Source organism: Streptomyces sp. NPDC090106, assembly GCF_044747265.1.
Classification (GTDB): Bacteria; Actinomycetota; Actinomycetes; order Streptomycetales; family Streptomycetaceae; genus Streptomyces.
Window position 1 is genome coordinate 126,014 of sequence record NZ_JBIVDS010000015.1, and the last position, 16,639, is coordinate 142,652.

General features: G+C 70.5%; 18 protein-coding genes. 9 read left to right on the forward strand and 9 right to left on the reverse strand.

Features of this window, described 5'->3' with window-relative positions; genetic code table 11:
* Positions 1 to 192: 192 nt before the first annotated feature.
* Positions 193 to 891 (forward strand): LuxR C-terminal-related transcriptional regulator, encoded by a 699-nt coding sequence (locus ACIPSE_RS38090; protein ID WP_401672250.1) that lies wholly within the window; start codon positions 193 to 195, stop codon positions 889 to 891.
* Positions 892 to 1,006: 115 nt separating this feature from the next.
* Here ACIPSE_RS38090 and ACIPSE_RS38095 read toward each other — a convergent pair whose 3' ends face one another.
* Both ACIPSE_RS38095 and ACIPSE_RS38100 read right to left on the reverse strand, forming a co-directional pair.
* The gene (locus tag ACIPSE_RS38095; protein ID WP_401672253.1) at positions 1,007 to 1,339 is read right to left on the reverse strand and encodes a hypothetical protein; all 333 of its coding nucleotides are present in this window, start codon (positions 1,337 to 1,339) and stop codon (positions 1,007 to 1,009) included.
* Between the two features lie 21 nt (positions 1,340 to 1,360).
* A complete protein-coding gene (locus ACIPSE_RS38100; protein WP_401672255.1) occupies positions 1,361 to 3,049 on the reverse strand; it encodes a sodium:solute symporter family protein in 1,689 nt (562 codons plus the stop codon).
* Between the two features lie 110 nt (positions 3,050 to 3,159).
* Here ACIPSE_RS38100 and galT point away from each other — a divergent pair, with 110 nt between their 5' ends.
* The 3 genes from galT to galK are packed head-to-tail and all read left to right on the forward strand — an operon-like array spanning position 3,160 to position 6,340.
* Positions 3,160 to 4,221 (forward strand): galactose-1-phosphate uridylyltransferase, encoded by a 1,062-nt coding sequence (galT, locus tag ACIPSE_RS38105; protein WP_401672258.1) that lies wholly within the window; start codon positions 3,160 to 3,162, stop codon positions 4,219 to 4,221.
* Entirely contained in the window at positions 4,218 to 5,186 is a 969-nt protein-coding gene (galE, locus tag ACIPSE_RS38110; protein ID WP_401672260.1) for a UDP-glucose 4-epimerase GalE, read from the forward strand. The genes galT and galE overlap by 4 nt, the downstream gene beginning before the upstream one ends.
* Positions 5,186 to 6,340: a galactokinase gene (gene galK, locus ACIPSE_RS38115; protein ID WP_401672263.1), complete on the forward strand. Its 1,155-nt coding sequence runs from the start codon at positions 5,186 to 5,188 to the stop codon at positions 6,338 to 6,340. The genes galE and galK overlap by 1 nt, the downstream gene beginning before the upstream one ends.
* Positions 6,341 to 6,416: 76 nt before the next feature.
* Here galK and ACIPSE_RS38120 read toward each other — a convergent pair whose 3' ends face one another.
* Complete coding sequence (locus tag ACIPSE_RS38120; RefSeq protein ID WP_401672548.1) at positions 6,417 to 6,872, reverse strand: GNAT family N-acetyltransferase; 456 nt, start codon at positions 6,870 to 6,872, stop codon at positions 6,417 to 6,419.
* Between the two features lie 263 nt (positions 6,873 to 7,135).
* On the opposite strand from ACIPSE_RS38120, the gene ACIPSE_RS38125 reads away from it, so the two are divergent.
* Positions 7,136 to 7,903, forward strand: a complete 768-nt coding sequence (locus tag ACIPSE_RS38125) for a LuxR C-terminal-related transcriptional regulator (RefSeq protein ID WP_401672266.1) — start codon at positions 7,136 to 7,138, stop codon at positions 7,901 to 7,903.
* Here ACIPSE_RS38125 and tamR read toward each other — a convergent pair.
* Entirely contained in the window at positions 7,862 to 8,359 is a 498-nt protein-coding gene (gene tamR, locus ACIPSE_RS38130) for a MarR family transcriptional regulator TamR (protein ID WP_401672269.1), read from the reverse strand. The two genes, ACIPSE_RS38125 and tamR, sit on opposite strands and share 42 nt — an antisense overlap.
* 89 nt (positions 8,360 to 8,448) lie before the next feature.
* On the opposite strand from tamR, the gene ACIPSE_RS38135 reads away from it, so the two are divergent.
* The 3 genes from ACIPSE_RS38135 to ACIPSE_RS38145 all read left to right on the forward strand — a co-directional run bounded on the left by ACIPSE_RS38135 (position 8,449) and on the right by ACIPSE_RS38145 (position 9,845).
* Complete coding sequence (locus ACIPSE_RS38135; RefSeq protein ID WP_401672272.1) at positions 8,449 to 9,243, forward strand: trans-aconitate 2-methyltransferase; 795 nt, start codon at positions 8,449 to 8,451, stop codon at positions 9,241 to 9,243.
* Positions 9,244 to 9,247: 4 nt separating this feature from the next.
* A complete protein-coding gene (locus tag ACIPSE_RS38140) occupies positions 9,248 to 9,610 on the forward strand; it encodes a glyoxalase (protein ID WP_401672274.1) in 363 nt (120 codons plus the stop codon).
* A 61-nt stretch (positions 9,611 to 9,671) separates the two neighbouring features.
* Entirely contained in the window at positions 9,672 to 9,845 is a 174-nt protein-coding gene (locus ACIPSE_RS38145; protein WP_401672551.1) for a CsbD family protein, read from the forward strand.
* Positions 9,846 to 9,973: 128 nt separating this feature from the next.
* Here the strand turns inward: ACIPSE_RS38145 and ACIPSE_RS38150 are convergent, their stop codons facing one another.
* The gene (locus ACIPSE_RS38150) at positions 9,974 to 10,651 is read right to left on the reverse strand and encodes a TetR family transcriptional regulator (protein ID WP_401672277.1); all 678 of its coding nucleotides are present in this window, start codon (positions 10,649 to 10,651) and stop codon (positions 9,974 to 9,976) included.
* The gene (locus ACIPSE_RS38155) at positions 10,648 to 11,658 is read right to left on the reverse strand and encodes an acyl-CoA desaturase (RefSeq protein ID WP_401672280.1); all 1,011 of its coding nucleotides are present in this window, start codon (positions 11,656 to 11,658) and stop codon (positions 10,648 to 10,650) included. Before ACIPSE_RS38155 ends, ACIPSE_RS38150 begins: the two co-directional genes overlap by 4 nt.
* A gap of 287 nt (positions 11,659 to 11,945) precedes the next feature.
* Here ACIPSE_RS38155 and ppc point away from each other — a divergent pair, with 287 nt between their 5' ends.
* Positions 11,946 to 14,696, forward strand: coding sequence for a phosphoenolpyruvate carboxylase (gene ppc / locus ACIPSE_RS38160; protein WP_401672283.1), 2,751 nt, complete (start codon positions 11,946 to 11,948; stop codon positions 14,694 to 14,696).
* An 83-nt stretch (positions 14,697 to 14,779) separates the two neighbouring features.
* Here ppc and ACIPSE_RS38165 read toward each other — a convergent pair whose 3' ends face one another.
* The 3 genes from ACIPSE_RS38165 to ACIPSE_RS38175 all read right to left on the reverse strand — a co-directional run bounded on the left by ACIPSE_RS38165 (position 14,780) and on the right by ACIPSE_RS38175 (position 16,594).
* Positions 14,780 to 15,283 carry a hypothetical protein gene (locus ACIPSE_RS38165; RefSeq protein WP_401672285.1) on the reverse strand — a complete coding sequence of 168 codons (504 nt, stop codon included), beginning with the start codon at positions 15,281 to 15,283 and terminating at the stop codon, positions 14,780 to 14,782.
* Between the two features lie 42 nt (positions 15,284 to 15,325).
* Complete coding sequence (gene pth, locus ACIPSE_RS38170) at positions 15,326 to 15,928, reverse strand: aminoacyl-tRNA hydrolase (RefSeq protein WP_401672287.1); 603 nt, start codon at positions 15,926 to 15,928, stop codon at positions 15,326 to 15,328.
* A 72-nt stretch (positions 15,929 to 16,000) separates the two neighbouring features.
* Positions 16,001 to 16,594: a 50S ribosomal protein L25/general stress protein Ctc gene (locus ACIPSE_RS38175; protein ID WP_401672289.1), complete on the reverse strand. Its 594-nt coding sequence runs from the start codon at positions 16,592 to 16,594 to the stop codon at positions 16,001 to 16,003.
* Between the last annotated feature and the right edge of the window lie 45 nt (positions 16,595 to 16,639).

Genomic DNA, 16,639 nt, shown 5'->3' on the forward strand with positions numbered 1-16,639 from the left:
CGAACACACAGAAATTCCGTCGATCCGGGGCACTTCTCACCAGTAGGGGGAGCGCAACGTCGAACAAGCGTGTAGCTTCCGGGGGCATGAAGAGCGGGGGGAGCCGGGGTGGGGCTTTCGCCCGTGCGGACCAGTGGGCATCCATAGTGAGGCATCCGATGGGATCCATTGGGGGGACTGGGGGGTTGCTCAATGGGAGTACGGCTCATGGTGGTCGACGACCACCGATTGCTCGCCGAGGCGCTGGCCTCGGCACTGAAACTGCGCGGCCACCGGGTGCTCGCCGCGGCGGCACCGGCGGCGGGGGCGGCGGAACTGGTGATCACCCGGGCGCCTGAGGTGTGCCTGCTGGGCACCGCGACCCCGGCCGAGCCCGGCATGTTCGACCCGGTCGTCAAGATCAAGCGGGACCGTCCGCAGGTGGCCGTCCTGGTCCTGGGCCCGGTACCGAGTCCGCGCGGCATCGCGGCGGCCTTCGCGGCGGGCGCCTCCGGGTACGTCCGGCACGACGAACGGATAGAAGGTGTCGAACGCGCCATCATGAAGGCCAGGGCGGGCGAGGCGGCGGTCGCCCCGCAGCTTCTCCAGGGCGCCTTCAGCGAGTTGCTCAACCCGGCGGCCCAACCGGACGACGAGGGCCAGCGGTTGCTCCAGATGCTCACCCCGCGCGAGGTCGAGGTCCTGGTCCGTGTCGCCGACGGCGAGGACACCCGGCTGATCGCCGCGGGCATGGGCATCGCCCCGTCGACGGCCCGCACCCATGTCCAGCGGGTCCTCATGAAGCTCGGCGTGGGCTCCCGCCTGGAGGCGGCGGCCCTCGCGGCCCGCACGGGTCTGCTGGACCGGGCGGGCCCGGTGCCGCACCCGTCGTCCGCGGAGCCGCACTCCTGACCGACGCGGACCCGGCCCCGCACGTGGCCCGACACGGACGCGGTCGCGACCGCGCCGCGTACGGAAGGGGGCCGGGGTCTCCGTGGACCCCGGCCCCCTTCGCTCCGCGACGGGCCTACGCGCCGGGCTCCTTGCCGGGCTCCTCGCCCTCCGCCGCCTGCGGCGCCGGCGGCTGCGTGGGGCGCAGCTTCAGCCAGACCAGGAAGAAGACGCCGAGGATCAGCATCCCCAGCCCCGTCCAGAGGTTGATGTTGACGCCCTCGGCCTTGTCGAGGGTCGCGTCGGACGGGTTGACGCCGGCGAGGGTGACGATGACGCCGTACAGGACGAACAGGCCGCCGATGATGCGCCGCAGGTCGAAGATGCGGGCGGCGGTCGCGGACCGGGCCTCCAGCTCGGTGACCTCGCGGTGGACGTCCTGCTCCGGGTGTTCGTGGTGGTCGGACATGGTTCCTCGATCCTCCCGGGATCAGAACGAGAACGGGATGTAGCAGGCGGCGGCCAGGACGATCGCGCCCCAGCCCAGCAGGGCCGGCCTGCGGTACCAGGCGTCGTCGCCCTCGGCGGGTGCCTCGGACATGCCAGGGGAGCGGGTGCCGTAGACCAGGCCCTGGAGTTCCGCCGCGGGCTTGGGGGCGGTGAACAGCGACACCGCGAACATGACCACCGCGCCCGCCACGAAGCCGACGATCGCCGAGACGAAGTTGGCGCCCTGGTCGGAGGGGATGTCGACGATGCCCTGCTTGTAGATCCAGAAGTAGTTGAGCATCGCGGCGACCGTGCCCGCCAGCAGGCCCCAGAATCCGGACTTCGCGGACGCCCGCTTCCAGAACATGCCGACGATGAAGACCACGAACATCGGCACGTTGAAGAAGCTGAACAGGGTCTGGAGGTAACTCATGATGTTGGAGAAGGAGGAGGCCAGGAAGGCCGTCCCGACCGACGCCACCACACCGATCACCGTGATCCAGCGGCCGAAGCGGACGTAGTACGCGTCCTCCTCGCCCTTTCTGACGTACCGCCCCCAGATGTCGTTGGTGAAGACGGTGTTGAAGGACGACACGTTGGCCGCCATGCCCGCCATGAACGCCGCCAGCAGTCCGGTGACCGCGATGCCGAGCACACCGTTGGGCAGCAGCTGCTCCATCAGGTAGGGGATCGCGTCGTTGTACTGGTAGCCCGACTCGGCCGTGCCGAAGCCGGGGATCAGGGCCGCCGCGGTCAGGCCCGGGATCATCACCAGGAAGACGATGAAGATCTTGGGGTACGCCGCGATCAGCGGGGTCCGCTGGGCCGCGCTGAGGTTCTTCGCCGACAGGGCGCGCTGCACCTCGGCGAAGTTCGTCGTCCAGTAGCCGAAGGACAGGACGAACCCGAGGCCCAGCACGATCGTCAGCCAGTTCGCGCCGAGCGGGTTGTCGCTGCCGATGCCGGTGCCGCCCCAGGCCGAGGTGAAGTCGGCGCCGTGCTGCTGGTCGAGGGTGCTGGTCAGGCCGTCCCAGCCGCCGACCTTCTTCAGCCCGAGGACCACGATCGGGATGAGGGCCGCCAGGATCACGAAGAACTGGAGGACCTCGTTGTAGATGGCGGAGGACAGCCCGCCGAGCGTGATGTACGCGAGCACGAACGCGCCCGCGACCACGATCGCCACCCACTGCGGCCAGCCCAGCAGCGCCTCGACGACGATCGCGAGGGCGTACAGGTTCACCCCGGAGATGAGGATGGCGGCGAAGGCGAAGAGCGCGGAGCTCAGCAGGTGCGCCCACTTGTCGAAGCGGAGCAGCAGCATCTCGGGGACCGAGCGCACCTTGCTGGAGTAGTAGAAGGGCATCATCACCAGGCCCAGGAACACCATCGCCGGGATGGCGCCGATCCAGTACCAGTGCACGGTGTAGACGCCGTACTGCGCGCTGTTCGCGGCCATGCCGAGGATCTCGGTGGCGGCCAGGTTCGCGGAGATGAAGGCGAGGCCGGTGATCCAGGCGGGCAGCGAGCGGCCGGAGAGGAAGAAGTCGAGGCTGGTCCTCACCGATCTGCGGGCGGCGAACCCGATGCCGAGGACCACGACGAAGTAGATCGCCAGGATCGTGTAGTCGAGCCAGTTCGTGGGGAGACGGAGCTCGGCTGCCTGGAATGTCACTTGTGTGGGGGTTTGCATGAGGGTAAGTGAACCCTTTCGATGACGTTCTCTGTTTGATTCTGGTGGTGACGTCGCTGTCGGGTTATGGTTATATGTGTTTAGTTATGTTTGAGTGAAGGAGTCCGGCGGTGAAGAAGACCTCGACCCGGCTGGCCGACGGTCGCGAGCTCATCTACTACGACCTGCGTGACGACACCGTCCGCGACGCGGTGGACCGCCGCCCGCTGGAGCGGACCGTCACCACCTCCGAGATCCGGCGCGATCCGCTGCTCGGCGACTCGGTCGCGGTCGCCTCGCACCGGCAGGGCCGCACCTACCATCCGCCCGCCGACGAGTGCCCCCTGTGCCCGTCGCAGGGCGACCGGCTGAGCGAGATCCCCGACTCGTCGTACGACGCCGTCGTCTTCGAGAATCGTTTCCCCTCGCTGGCCGGGGACTCCGGGCGCTGTGAGGTGGTCTGCTTCACCTCCGACCACAACGCGTCCTTCGCCGACCTCACCGAGGAGCAGGCGCGCCTGGTCCTGGAGGCGTGGACGGACCGGACGTCCGAGCTGTCCCATCTGCCCTCCGTCGAACAGGTCTTCTGCTTCGAGAACCGCGGTGCCGAGATCGGTGTGACCCTGGGACATCCCCACGGGCAGATCTACGCGTACCCCTTCACCACCCCCCGTACCGCCCTGATGCTGCGCCAGGTGGCGCAGCACAAGGAGGCCACCGGCGGCGAGAACCTCTTCGACGCCGTCCTGGAGCGTGAACTCGCCGAGGAACGGGTCGTCCTGGAGGGTGAACACTGGGTCGCCTTCGTGCCCTACGCGGCGCACTGGCCCTACGAGGTCCACCTGTACCCGAAGCGCCGTGTCCCCGATCTGCTCGGGCTCGACGAGGGCGCGCGCTCAGAGTTCCCCAAGGTTTATCTGGAACTCTTGAGGCGCTTCGACCGGATCTTCGGGGAGGGCGAGCCCGCCACGCCGTACATCGCCGCCTGGCATCAGGCGCCGTTCGGCGCGCTGGAGGAGTTCGAGGGCGTCAACCGTGACGACTTCGCGCTCCACCTGGAGCTCTTCACCATCCGACGCACTACCGGCAAGCTGAAGTTTCTCGCGGGTTCCGAGTCCGGGATGAACGTGTTCATCAACGACATCCGGCCGGAGGCCGCGGCCGAGCGACTGCGAGAGGTAGCGAGTTCATGAGCGGTAAGTACCTGGTGACGGGTGGCGCGGGGTACGTCGGCAGCGTGGTCGCCCAGCATCTGCTGGAAGCGGGCCACGAGGTCGTCGTCCTCGACAACCTCTCCACCGGCTTCCGCGAGGGCGTCCCGGCCGGCGCCACCTTCGTCGAGGGCGACATCCGCGACGCCGGGAAGTGGCTGGACGCATCCTTCGACGGCGTGCTGCACTTCGCCGCGTTCTCGCAGGTCGGCGAGTCGGTGGTGAAGCCCGAGAAGTACTGGGACAACAACGTCGGCGGCACGATGGCCCTGCTCGGCGCGATGCGCGAGGCCGGGGTCCGCAGGCTCGTCTTCTCCTCCACGGCCGCCACCTACGGCGAGCCCGAGGAGGTCCCGATCGTCGAGACCGCGCCCACGAAGCCGACCAACCCCTACGGCGCCTCGAAGCTCGCCGTCGACTTCATGATCACCAGCGAGGCGCACGCGCACGGCCTCGCCGCCGTCTCGCTGCGCTACTTCAACGTCGCGGGCGCCTACGGCGCGCACGGCGAGCGCCACGACCCCGAGTCCCACCTGATCCCGCTGGTCCTCCAGGTCGCGCAGGGCCGGCGCGAGGCGATCTCCGTCTACGGCGACGACTACCCGACCCCGGACGGCACCTGCGTGCGCGACTACATCCATGTCGCGGACCTCGCCGACGCCCATCTGCTCGCGGTCGAGGCCGCGACCCCGGGCGAGCACCTGATCTGCAACCTCGGCAACGGCGAGGGCTTCTCGGTCCGTCAGGTCATCGAGACCGTCCGCCAGGTCACCGGGCACCCGATCCCCGAGGTCGTCGCGCCCCGCCGTGACGGCGACCCGGCGACCCTGGTGGCCTCGGCCGCCAGCGCCCGCGAGAAGCTGGGCTGGAACCCGACCCGCGCGGACCTCGCGGGGATCGTCGCGGACGCGTGGGAGTTCGCGCAGAACATCTCTAGGGAGCAGTAGTGGGCGCTGAGCAGGTGCGCGACGGTTTCGTGGCGCTCTACGGGACCGAGCCGGAGGGTGTCTGGGCGGCACCCGGCCGCGTCAACCTCATCGGTGAGCACACCGACTACAACGACGGCTTCGTGATGCCCTTCGCGCTGCCGCACACCGCGGTCGCCGCGGTCTCGCGCCGCGACGACGGCGTCCTGCGCCTGCACTCCGCGGACGTCGAGGGCGGCCTCGTGGAACTGCGCGTCGCGGACCTCGCCCCCGAGACCGACCGGGGCTGGACGGCGTACCCGGCGGGTGTGGTCTGGGCGCTGCGCGAGGCCGGTCACGCCGTGACCGGCGCCGACGTCCACCTCCACTCGACGGTGCCGACCGGCGCGGGCCTGTCGTCCTCGGCGGCCCTGGAGGTCGTGGTCGCGCTCGCCCTGAACGACCTGTACGAACTGGGCCTCCAGGGCTGGCAGCTGGCCCGTCTGTGCCAGCGCGCCGAGAACGTCTACGTCGGCGCGCCCACCGGCATCATGGACCAGACCGCGTCCGCGTGCTGCCAGGAGGGCCACGCCCTCTTCCTGGACACCCGTGACCTGTCCCAGAAGCAGATCCCGCTGGACCTGGCCGCCGAGGGCATGCGCCTGCTGGTCGTCGACACCCAGGTCAAGCACTCCCACAGCGAGGGCGAGTACGGCAAGCGGCGCGCGGGCTGCGAGCGGGGCGCGGCCCTGCTGGGCGTCGACGCGCTGCGGGACGTGCCCTACGCGGACCTCGACGCGGCGCTGGCCCGGCTCGGCGACGACGAGGAGGCGGTCCGCCTGGTCCGCCATGTCGTCACCGAGGACGAGCGGGTCGAACGGGTCGTCGCCCTGCTGGAGTCTGGCGAGACCCGCGCGATCGGCCCGGTGCTGGTCGCGGGGCATGCCTCGCTGCGCGACGACTTCCGCATCTCCTGCCCGGAGCTGGACCTCGTCGTGGACACCGCGCTGGGCGCGGGCGCGCTCGGCTCCCGGATGACCGGCGGCGGCTTCGGCGGCTCGGCGATCGTCCTGGCCGAGGTCGCCGACGTCGACACCATCACCAAGGCCGTCGAGGAGGCCTTCGCGGCGGCCGGGTTCACCGCGCCGCGCGTCTTCGAGGCGGTACCCGCGGCCGGAGCCCGCAGGCTCGTCTGAGGACATCGCCCGAGGCCCCGCGTCCCTTCGAAGGGCGCGGGGCCTTTTCGGTCCTGCCGCATGACTTCACGCCAGTTCAGGCAAGACGCTTCGTCAGCGTGTACTCCGTGATCCCCGGCGGATAGTCCGGGATCACGCACACCACGCCGTACCCCTGTTTCTCGTAGAACGCGGGCGCCTGGAAGTCCCAGGTCTCCAACCGGGCCGCGGTGCAGCCCCGTTCGTCCCGGGCGACGCGCTCCGCCTCCGCAAGCAACTGCGAACCCAGGCCGGTTCCCCGGGCGCGCCCGTCGACCCACAGGTAGGTGACGTGGAGCCAGGTCGTCCACGAGTGGCCGACCAGTCCGCCGGCCAGGTCCCCGGTGTCGTCCAACGCCCAGACGTGGAGCGGACGTTCGCGTTCACCTGGTGTTCCGCGCAGGGCGCGGAGCACGGGGGAGGCCGCGGTGTTGGTCTCGCGCAGCCGCGTACGGAGAAGATCGCGCCGGGATTTGTCGACTTCTGTCTCAATGCGAAACATGCGGCTCACGATAAACGCGTCGGTCAGCCAGTTCTGCAAATTACCTTCCGCTCCTGCCCCCCGGCCGTACCCTGATGAACAGCACCGGTGGGGGCCGGTGCTGATCAGGGGGCGAGACAGTCGGGTACGACGCCCGAAGCGGGGGTAGCACTTCACGCACGGCGGCGGTCGTGCGAGCCATCGCGTTTCGGACGTCGTACCCGCGCAGGTCTTTTCCGTCTCCCGACAATGGGGTAATCCCCTGCTCTTGAAGAGAGCTTGGGGAAGGGGGTTTCGTGGTTCGCATCCGAGTCCTGGTCGTCGACGACCATCGCATCTTCGCCGAGTCGCTCGCCGCCGCCCTGGCCGCCGAGCCCGACGTCGACGTGTCCGCCGCGGGCAGTGGTCCCGCGGCGCTGCGCAGCCTGGAGCGGGCGGCGGCGGAGGGCCGCCGCTTCGACGTGCTGCTCGTCGACGCCGATCTGGGCGGGAACGTCCAGGGCATCAGGCCCGCCGTACCCGTCCAGGAGGGCGGGGAGGACGGCGTGGTCGACGGCATATCGCTGGTGGCCGGGGTGCGTTCGGCGCAGCCCGGCGTCCGGATCGTCGTGCTCGCCGAGAAGGACGACCCGCGGCGTGCCGCGCTCGCCCTCCAGGCGGGGGCGTCGGGCTGGGTCGCCAAGGACTGCTCGCTGTCACGGCTGTTGACCGTCATACGAGGGGTCCTGCGCGACGAGACGCATCTGCCGCCCGCCCTGCTCACCGGGGTGCTGCGGGAGCTGACCGCCGCGCGCAAGCACCGCACCGAGAGCGAGCGCCTGGTGGAGTCCCTCACGCCGAGGGAGCGCGAGGTGCTGCGCTGCATGGTCGCCGGACTGGGCAGAAAGGCCGTCGCCGAGCGGCTGTTCCTGTCCCCGCACACCGTCCGCACCCATATGCAGAACGTGCTGGGCAAGCTGGGCGTGCACTCCACCCTGGCGGCCGTCGCGCTGGCCCGCCGGGCGGGCGTGGGGCCGGTCGACCTAGCCGGGGATGTTGTCGAACGGGGCGGTCAACTGGCGTAGCAGACCGGCCAGTTCACCGCGCTGGGCGCGGGAGAGCTCCGCGAGGATCGCGCGTTCCTGGTCCAGCAGACCCGCCAGGGCCTGGTCCGCGCGGTCCTGGCCCTCCGCCGTCAGCCGCACCAGCACACCGCGCCGGTCGCTGGGGTCCGGCAGGCGTTCCACCAGGCCCTTCTTGGCGAGCCGGTCGATGCGGTTGGTCATCGTGCCCGAGGTCACCAGGGTCTGTGTCAGCAGCTGCCCCGGGGAGAGCTGGTACGGCGTGCCCGCGCGCCTCAGCGCCGTCAGGACGTCGAACTCCCAGGGCTCCAGGCTGTGCTCGGCGAAGGCCAGCCGACGCGCCCGGTCCAGGTGTCGGGCCAGCCTGCTCACACGGCTGAGCACCTCGAGCGGTTCCACGTCGAGGTCCGGGCGCTCCCGGCGCCACGCAGCGACCAGCCGATCGACCTCGTCCTCCATGACGATCAGTGTAGTGGTTGTGTCGATGTGAAGTCTCTTGATATCGAGCTTCTTGACATGAAGAGATTACGGGCGGGAGAGTGGACGTCATGACGACTTGGGACCCCGCCCAGTACCTGCGGCACGCCGACCACCGCGCACGCCCCTTCACCGACCTCCTCGCCCGTGTCCCTGACCCGCGCGGCGAGCGCCCTCGCATCGCCGACCTCGGCTGCGGCCCCGGCAACGTCACGGCCCTGCTCGCCGCCCGCTGGCCCACCGCCGACATCACCGGGTACGACAACTCGCCCGAGATGCTCGACCGGGCCCGCGCCGAGCACGCGGGCCCCACCCCGGGCGGCGGCACCCTCGGCTTCGCCCCCGCCGACGCCCGCACCTGGACGCCGGACGGCGCGCACGACCTGATCGTCAGCAACGCCACGCTCCAGTGGGTCCCCGGCCATGCGGACCGGTTCGCGGACTGGATCGGCGCCCTCGCGCCCGGCGGCACCTTCGCCTTCCAGGTCCCCGGCAACTTCGGCGCCCTCAGCCACCGGCTGATGCGTGATCTCGCCGAGAAGGCCGGGCTCGGCGGCCTCCTGCGCCACGAGGACGCGGTGCTGACCCCGCAGGCGTATCTGGAGCACCTCACGGCCCTCGGCTGCGCGGCCGACGCGTGGGAGACGACGTACGTCCATCTGCTGGCCGGCGAGGACCCGGTCCTTGACTGGGTCAAGGGCACGGGCCTGCGCCCGATCCTGACCGCGCTCGACGACGACCCCGGGGCACGCGACGCGTTCCTCGACGACTACCGGGCCGCCCTGCGCACGGCCTATCCGGGCGGCGCCCACGGGACCCCGTTCCCCTTCCGCCGGGTCTTCGCGGTCGCCCGCAAGGAGGGCTGAGCCGGTGATCGCCGCCGTCGACCACGTCCAGCTCGCCGCCCCGCCCGGCTCCGAGGACCGGCTCAGGGCGTACTACGTCGGCACCCTCGGCATGACGGAGATCCCCAAGCCGCCCGCCCTCGCCGCCCGCGGAGGCTGCTGGTTCCGGGCGGGCGCCGTCCAGCTCCACCTCGGCATCGAGGCCGCGTTCCGCCCCGCCCTCAAGGCCCACCCCGGCCTCCGTGTCGACGGCATCGACGGCTACGCGGCCCGCCTGGAGGCGCGCGGCGCCGCCGTCACCTGGGACCCGGCCCTGCCGGGCCACCGCCGCTTCTTCTCCTACGACCCGGTCGGCAACCGGCTGGAATTCCTGGAACCGGGTGTTTGAGCCGCCGCGAACGGATCACCCGCCGGGACGACAGCAGATCTCGGATACGGGAGTGAGTGACGTGGCGAAGGACGAGAAGGTCCGGGCGAAGACCGAGCAGGCCAAGGGCAAGGCCAAGGAGGCCATGGGCCGCATGGCCGGCAACGAGCGGATGACCGCCGAGGGCCGGGCCGACCAGGCCAAGGGCGACGTCCGCCAGGCGAAGGAGAAGGCCAAGGACGCCTTCAAGCACTAGGGAGGCCTCAAGCACTAGGGAGGCCTCAAGCACTAGGGAGGCCTAGGCCTCAAGCACCGAGGGCGCCTTTCCAGCGTGGAGGCGCCGAGGGTGCGCCGATCACCGAGCGCGGGCGGAGTCGCCCGCGCTCAGGCCTTTCTGCGCCCTATCAGGTGCGGCTTGGCCTCCATGCCGTCCAGGCCGTGCCAGGCCAGGTTGACCAGGTGGGCGGCGACCTCGGCCTTGCGGGGGCGGCGGACGTCCAGCCACCACTGGCCGGTGAGGGCGACCATGCCGACCAGGGCCTGGGCGTAGAGGGGGGCGAGCTTGGGGTCGAAGCCCCGGCTCTTGAACTCACGGCCCAGGATGTCCTCCACCTGCGTCGCGATGTCCGAGATCAGCGAGGCGAAGGAGCCCGTGGACTGCGGGATGGGGGAGTCGCGGACCAGGATGCGGAAGCCGTCCGTGTACTCCTCGATGTAGTCGAGGAGCGCGAAGGCCGCCTGCTCGCACAGCTCGCGCGGGTGCCCGGCCGTCAGGGAGCTGGTGACCATGTCCAGCAGGCGCCGCATCTCGCGGTCCACGACCACCGCGTACAGCCCCTCCTTGCCGCCGAAGTGCTCGTACACCACCGGCTTGGACACCCCGGCCTTCGCCGCGATCTCCTCCACCGACGTGCCCTCGAAGCCCTTCGCGGCGAACAGGGTGCGACCGATCTCCAGCAACTGGGCACGGCGCTCGGCACCCGTCATCCGGGTCCGGCGGACACGGCGCTGCTTCTCATTGCTCGGGGTGCTGCTGGAGTCGGTCGCCACGGCGTCAATCATGCCGCCTCGGCCGTCTCCTTCCGGCGTCGGGCGCCTTCTTCACCGGTGTTGCGGCGGGAATCGATACGTGAGCGTGACGGCCAGCGCACGTCGTAGGCCCAGCCGGCCAGCTCGAACCAGCGGATCAGCCGGGCCGAGGAGTCGACCTGGCCGCGCATCACCCCGTGGCGCGCCGACGTCGGGTCGGCGTGGTGCAGGTTGTGCCAGGACTCGCCGCAGGACAGCACCGCGAGCCACCACACGTTGCCCGAGCGGTCCCGCGACCTGAACGGGCGCTTGCCGACCGCGTGGCAGATCGAGTTGATCGACCAGGTCACGTGGTGCAGCAGGCAGACCCGGACCAGGGAGCCCCAGAAGAAACCGGTGAACGCGCCCCACCAGGACATCGTCACCAGACCGCCGATCACGGCCGGCAGGGCCAGGGACAGCATCGTCCAGTAGATGAAGTGCCGGGAGATCCGCCGGATCGCCGGGTCCTTGATCAGGTCCGGCGCGTACTTGTCCTGCGGTGTCTGCTCCTCGTCGAACATCCAGCCGATGTGGGCCCACCACAGGCCCTTCATCAGCGCCGGGACGGTCTCGCCGAAGCGCCAGGGGGAGTGCGGGTCGCCCTCCGCGTCGGAGAACTTGTGGTGCTTGCGGTGGTCCGCGACCCAGCGGACCAGCGGTCCCTCGACCGCCATCGAACCCATGATCGCGAGAGCGATCCGCAGCGGGCGCCTGGCCTTGAAGGAGCCATGGGTGAAGTAGCGGTGGAAGCCGATCGTGATGCCGTGGCAGCCGAGGTAGTAGAAGAAGACCAGCAGGCCGAGGTCCAGCCAGCTCACGCCCCAGCCCCAGGCCAGCGGCACCGCCGCGAGCACGGCGAGGAACGGGACGGTGATGAAGAGCATCAGCGTGATCTGTTCGATCCCGCGCTTCTGCTCCCCGCCCAGCGTGGCGGAGGGCGTGGGTGTTCCGTCGGTCCCCTTCGGGGCGTCTTCGATCACATCGGAACTTGTGGTCATTGGGGCGTCCCCTGTGGGGTTTCGAGGGTTGAGACAGATGCCGCGGACATTCCTACGGTTCCGTAACCTACGGCGTCGTAAGTATGGCAGCGGGTGCGACCACGGCAAGAGGCCGACAAGCCCGACAGCCTGCGCCTCCGGGTCGACACCTATCCTGGAGTCGGTCGGACAGCGCGGTCCGCTCTCTTTTCTTCCCGGATGTCAGGGCCGTATGCGGCGAGCCGCCGCGCGACCCGGCGCCCGGGTTCCCTCCCGGACGAGCTTCAACACTGCAAGGAGCCGCACCTGTGAGCAGTGCCGACGACCAGACCACGACGACCAACAGTGAGCTGCGCGCCGACATCAGGCGACTCGGTGATCTCCTCGGCGAGACCCTCGTCCGGCAGGAGGGCCCCGAGCTGCTGGAACTGGTCGAGAAGGTCCGCCGCCTCACCCGCGAGGACGGCGAGGCCGCCGCCGAGCTGCTGCGGGGCACCGAACTGGAGACCGCCGCCAAGCTGGTGCGCGCCTTCTCCACCTACTTCCACCTCGCCAACGTCACCGAGCAGGTCCACCGGGGCCGCGAGCTGCGCGCCCGCCGCGCCGCCGAGGGCGGTCTGCTGGCCCGCACCGCCGACCGGCTCAAGGACGCCGACCCCGAGCACCTGCGCCAGACGGTCGCCCACCTCAATGTTCGTCCGGTGTTCACGGCCCACCCCACGGAGGCCGCCCGCCGTTCGGTCCTCAACAAGCTCCGGCGCATCGCCACGCTGCTGGAGACCCCGGTCATCGAGGCCGACCGCCGCCGCTACGACACCCGTCTGGCCGAGAACATCGACCTGGTGTGGCAGACCGACGAACTGCGCGTCGTCCGCCCCGAACCGGCCGACGAGGCCCGCAACGCCATCTACTACCTCGACGAACTGCACGCCGGTGCCGTCGGCGACGTCCTGGAGGACCTGACGGCGGAGCTGGAGCGCGTCGGCGTCACCATGCCCGACGAGACCCGCCCGCTGACCTTCGGCACCTGGATCGGCGGCGACCGCGACGGCAACCCCAACGTCACCCCCCAGGTGACCTGGGACGTCCTCATCCTCCAGCACGAGCACGGCATCAACGACGCCCTGGAGATGATCGACGAGCTGCGCGGCTTCCTCTCCAACTCCATCCGCTACACCGGCGCCACCGAGGAACTCCTGCAGTCCCTCCAGCTCGACCTGGAGCGCCTCCCGGAGATCAGCCCCCGCTACAAGAGGCTCAACGCCGAGGAGCCCTACCGGCTCAAGGCCACCTGCATCCGGCAGAAGCTGGAGAACACCAAGACCCGCCTCGCCAAGGGCATCCCGCACGAGGACGGCCGGGACTACCTGGGCACCAGCGAGCTGCTCCAGGACCTCACCCTGATCCAGACCTCGCTGCGCGAGCACCGCGGCGCCCTGTTCGCCGACGGCCGGATGAACCGCACCATCCGCACCCTCGCCGCCTTCGGCCTCCAGCTCGCCACCATGGACGTCCGCGAGCACGCCGACGCCCACCACCACGCCCTCGGCCAGCTCTTCGACCGGCTCGGCGAGGAGTCCTGGCGCTACGTCGACATGCCCCGCGAGTACCGCGCCAAGCTGCTCGCCAAGGAGCTGCGCTCCCGCCGCCCCCTCGCGCCGACCCCGGCGCCCGTGGACGCGGCCGGCGAGAAGACCCTCGGCGTCTTCCAGACCGTCAGGCGCGCCCTGGAGGTCTTCGGGCCCGAGGTCATCGAGTCGTACATCATCTCGATGTGCCAGGGCGCCGACGACGTGTTCGCCGCCGCCGTACTGGCCCGCGAGGCCGGGCTGCTCGACCTGCACGCGGGCTGGGCGAAGATCGGCATCGTGCCGCTGCTGGAGACGACCGACGAGCTCAAGGCCGCGGACACCATCCTGGAGGACATGCTCTCCGACCCGTCCTACCGGCGCCTGGTCGCGCTGCGGGGCGACGTCCAGGAGGTCATGCTCGGCTACTCCGACTCCTCCAAGTTCGGCGGCATCACCACCTCGCAGTGGGAGATCCACCGCGCGCAGCGCCGGCTGCGCGACGTCGCCCACCGTTACGGCGTGCGCCTGCGGCTCTTCCACGGCCGCGGCGGCACCGTCGGCCGCGGCGGCGGCCCTTCGCACGACGCGATCCTCGCCCAGCCCTGGGGCACCCTGGAGGGCGAGATCAAGGTCACCGAGCAGGGCGAGGTGATCAGCGACAAGTACCTGGTGCCGTCGCTGGCCCGGGAGAACCTGGAGCTGACCGTCGCGGCCACCCTCCAGGCCTCCGCCCTGCACACCGCGCCCCGCCAGTCCGACGAGGCGCTCGCCCGCTGGGACGCCGCGATGGACGTCGTCTCGGACGCCGCGCACGCCGCGTACCGCAGGCTCGTCGAGGACCCGGACCTGCCGACGTACTTCCTCGCGTCGACGCCGGTGGACCAGCTCGCCGACCTGCACCTGGGCTCGCGCCCCTCGCGCCGCCCCGGCTCGGGCGTCTCGCTCGACGGCCTGCGCGCCATCCCGTGGGTGTTCGGCTGGACCCAGTCCCGGCAGATCGTCCCCGGCTGGTTCGGCGTCGGCTCCGGGCTGAAGGCGCTGCGCGAGGCGGGCCTGACGGCGACATTGGGAGGAGAGGGCGTGCTCGACGAGATGCACGAGCAGTGGCACTTCTTCCGCAACTTCATCTCCAACGTGGAGATGACGCTCGCGAAGACGGACCTGCGCATCGCCCAGCACTACGTCGACACCCTCGTGCCCGACGAGCTCAAGCATGTCTTCGACGCCATCCGCGCCGAGCACGAGCTGACGGTCAGGGAGGTGCTCAAGGTGACCGGCGAGGCCGAACTCCTCGACGCCACCCCGGTCCTGAAGCAGACGTTCACCATCCGCGACGCCTACCTCGACCCGATCTCCTACCTCCAGGTCGCCCTGCTCAAGCGGCAGCGCGACGCGGCGGCCTCCGGCGACCAGCCCGACCCGCTGCTCTCCCGCGCCCTGCTGCTCACCGTCAACGGTGTCGCGGCGGGCCTGCGCAACACCGGCTGACGCTCCGGTACGTACGGCGATGCCCCCGGACCCTCGCGCGAGGGTCCGGGGGCATCGCCGTACGCGAGGGTCGGCGTGGTGCGTCAGATCACCGCGAAGGCCGCCGTGAGCAGGGCGATCCCGGAGGCCGCCAGGATCTTGCCGAGGCGGGGGCGTCGGAGTCCGCCCGCGACCACGACCGAGGCCAGGAGCAGCGCGCCGCCCAGGGGGACCCACGCGTAGAGCACTCCGGCCGGGCCGGAGCGGACCACCTCGTCACTGCCCGGCTTGACGACGACCGTGTACGTCTCGCCCTTCGCGACGGCGACCGTCTTCGCGATGGCGACCCGCTGCCGGGCCGTCGACCCCGACGAGACCGGTGTGTAGGGCCCGGTGCAGACGTCGTGATCGCAGCGGGTCACCTCGATCGTGCCGCTCTCGCGGCCCTTGGTGAGCATCACGTACTGCGCGGTGCCCCAGGACGCCCACACGCCCGCGATCATGATCAGCGCCGTGACCGTGCCCATCGCCGCCAGCCGGCCGAGGCGCAGAGCGGTGGCCGAGGCCTGACGGGAGGGGGCGGCAGTGGCGGGCATGGCCGGGATCATTGGCCATGCCCGCACAGCGCGTCAAACGCGGTGGGCGACAAGTCAGGAGTTGTACGTGCTTTGCGCCCGCTCCAGGCCCTCGGTCACCAGACACTCCACGGCGTCCGCTGCCCGGTCCACGAAGTAGTCGAGTTCTTTGCGCTCGGCGGAGGAGAAGTCCTTCAGCACGAAGTCGGCGACCTGCATCCGCCCCGGCGGTCGCCCGATCCCGAACCGCACCCGGTGGTACTCCGCGCCGAACGCCTTCGTCATCGACTTCAGCCCGTTGTGCCCGTTGTCCCCGCCGCCCAGCTTCAGCCGCAGCACCCCGTAGTCGATGTCCAACTCGTCATGGACGGCCACGACGTTGGTGACGGGCACCTTGTAGAAGTCCTTGAGCGCGTTCACCGGCCCGCCCGACAGGTTCATGTACGACGTCGGCCTGGCCAGGACCACCCGGCGGCCGAGCGGTCCCGGCGGCCCGATCCGTCCCTCCACGACCTGCGCCTGCGCCTTCCCCGCCCGCTTGAACTTCCCTCCGATCCGCTCGGCCAGCAGATCGGCCACCATGAAGCCGACGTTGTGCCGGTTCATGGCGTACTCGGGGCCGGGGTTGCCGAGGCCGACGATCAGCCAGGGCGCGTTCGGGTCGGTCGTCACGTCCATGTCTCCCTTGATACGCACCGGCCGCCGCTCCCGTACGGAAGCGGCGGCCGGCGAACGACGATGCGGAGGCGATCAGGCCTCGGCGCCCTCGGAGCCCTCGGCGTCGGCCTCGGGGGCCTCCTCGGCCTGCGCGGCCAGGACCTGGAGGACGACGGTGTCACCGTCGACGGCCAGGGTCGTGCCGGACGGCAGGGTGATGTCCTTGGCGAGGACGGAGGCGCCGGCCTCCAGGCCCTCGACGGAGACGGTGACACCCTCGGGGATGTGGGTGGCCTCGGCCTCGACGGGCAGCGCGTTGAGCACGTGCTCCAGCAGGTTGCCGCCGGCGGCCAGCTCGCCCTCGGCGTGGACCGGGATCTCGACGTTGACCTTCTCGCCGCGCTTGACCAGCAGCAGGTCGACGTGCTCCAGGTAGCCCTTGATCGGGTCGCGCTGGACGGACTTCGGGATGGCGAGCTCGTTGCCCTTGCCCGCGATGTCCAGGGAGATCAGGACGTTCGGGGTACGCAGGGCGAGCAGCAGCTCGTGGCCCGGAAGCGTCAGGTGCAGCGGGTCGGAACCGTGGCCGTAGAGCACACCGGGAACCTTGGCGTCACGACGGATACGGCGGGCGGCACCCTTACCGAACTCGGTACGGGTCTCGGCGGCGATCTTCACCTCGGACATGATCACTCCTCGTATGGGTGAGAAACGGACAAGGTCACCCGGCCA

What these genes read in the sequence shown, in the direction of transcription:
- tamR (WP_401672269.1), bottom strand. Translation starts at nt 8,359, where the DNA reads ATGGAGGACGAGGTCGATCGGCTGGTCGCTGCGTGGCGCCGGGAGCGC.
- ACIPSE_RS38175 (WP_401672289.1), bottom strand. Translation starts at nt 16,594, where the DNA reads ATGTCCGAGGTGAAGATCGCCGCCGAGACCCGTACCGAGTTCGGTAAG.
- galE (WP_401672260.1), top strand. Translation starts at nt 4,218, where the DNA reads ATGAGCGGTAAGTACCTGGTGACGGGTGGCGCGGGGTACGTCGGCAGC.
- ACIPSE_RS38155 (WP_401672280.1), bottom strand. Translation starts at nt 11,658, where the DNA reads ATGACCACAAGTTCCGATGTGATCGAAGACGCCCCGAAGGGGACCGAC.
- ACIPSE_RS38090 (WP_401672250.1), top strand. Translation starts at nt 193, where the DNA reads ATGGGAGTACGGCTCATGGTGGTCGACGACCACCGATTGCTCGCCGAG.
- ACIPSE_RS38150 (WP_401672277.1), bottom strand. Translation starts at nt 10,651, where the DNA reads ATGATTGACGCCGTGGCGACCGACTCCAGCAGCACCCCGAGCAATGAG.
- ACIPSE_RS38095 (WP_401672253.1), bottom strand. Translation starts at nt 1,339, where the DNA reads ATGTCCGACCACCACGAACACCCGGAGCAGGACGTCCACCGCGAGGTC.
- ACIPSE_RS38165 (WP_401672285.1), bottom strand. Translation starts at nt 15,283, where the DNA reads ATGATCCCGGCCATGCCCGCCACTGCCGCCCCCTCCCGTCAGGCCTCG.
- ACIPSE_RS38135 (WP_401672272.1), top strand. Translation starts at nt 8,449, where the DNA reads ATGACGACTTGGGACCCCGCCCAGTACCTGCGGCACGCCGACCACCGC.
- pth (WP_401672287.1), bottom strand. Translation starts at nt 15,928, where the DNA reads ATGGACGTGACGACCGACCCGAACGCGCCCTGGCTGATCGTCGGCCTC.
- ACIPSE_RS38100 (WP_401672255.1), bottom strand. Translation starts at nt 3,049, where the DNA reads ATGCAAACCCCCACACAAGTGACATTCCAGGCAGCCGAGCTCCGTCTC.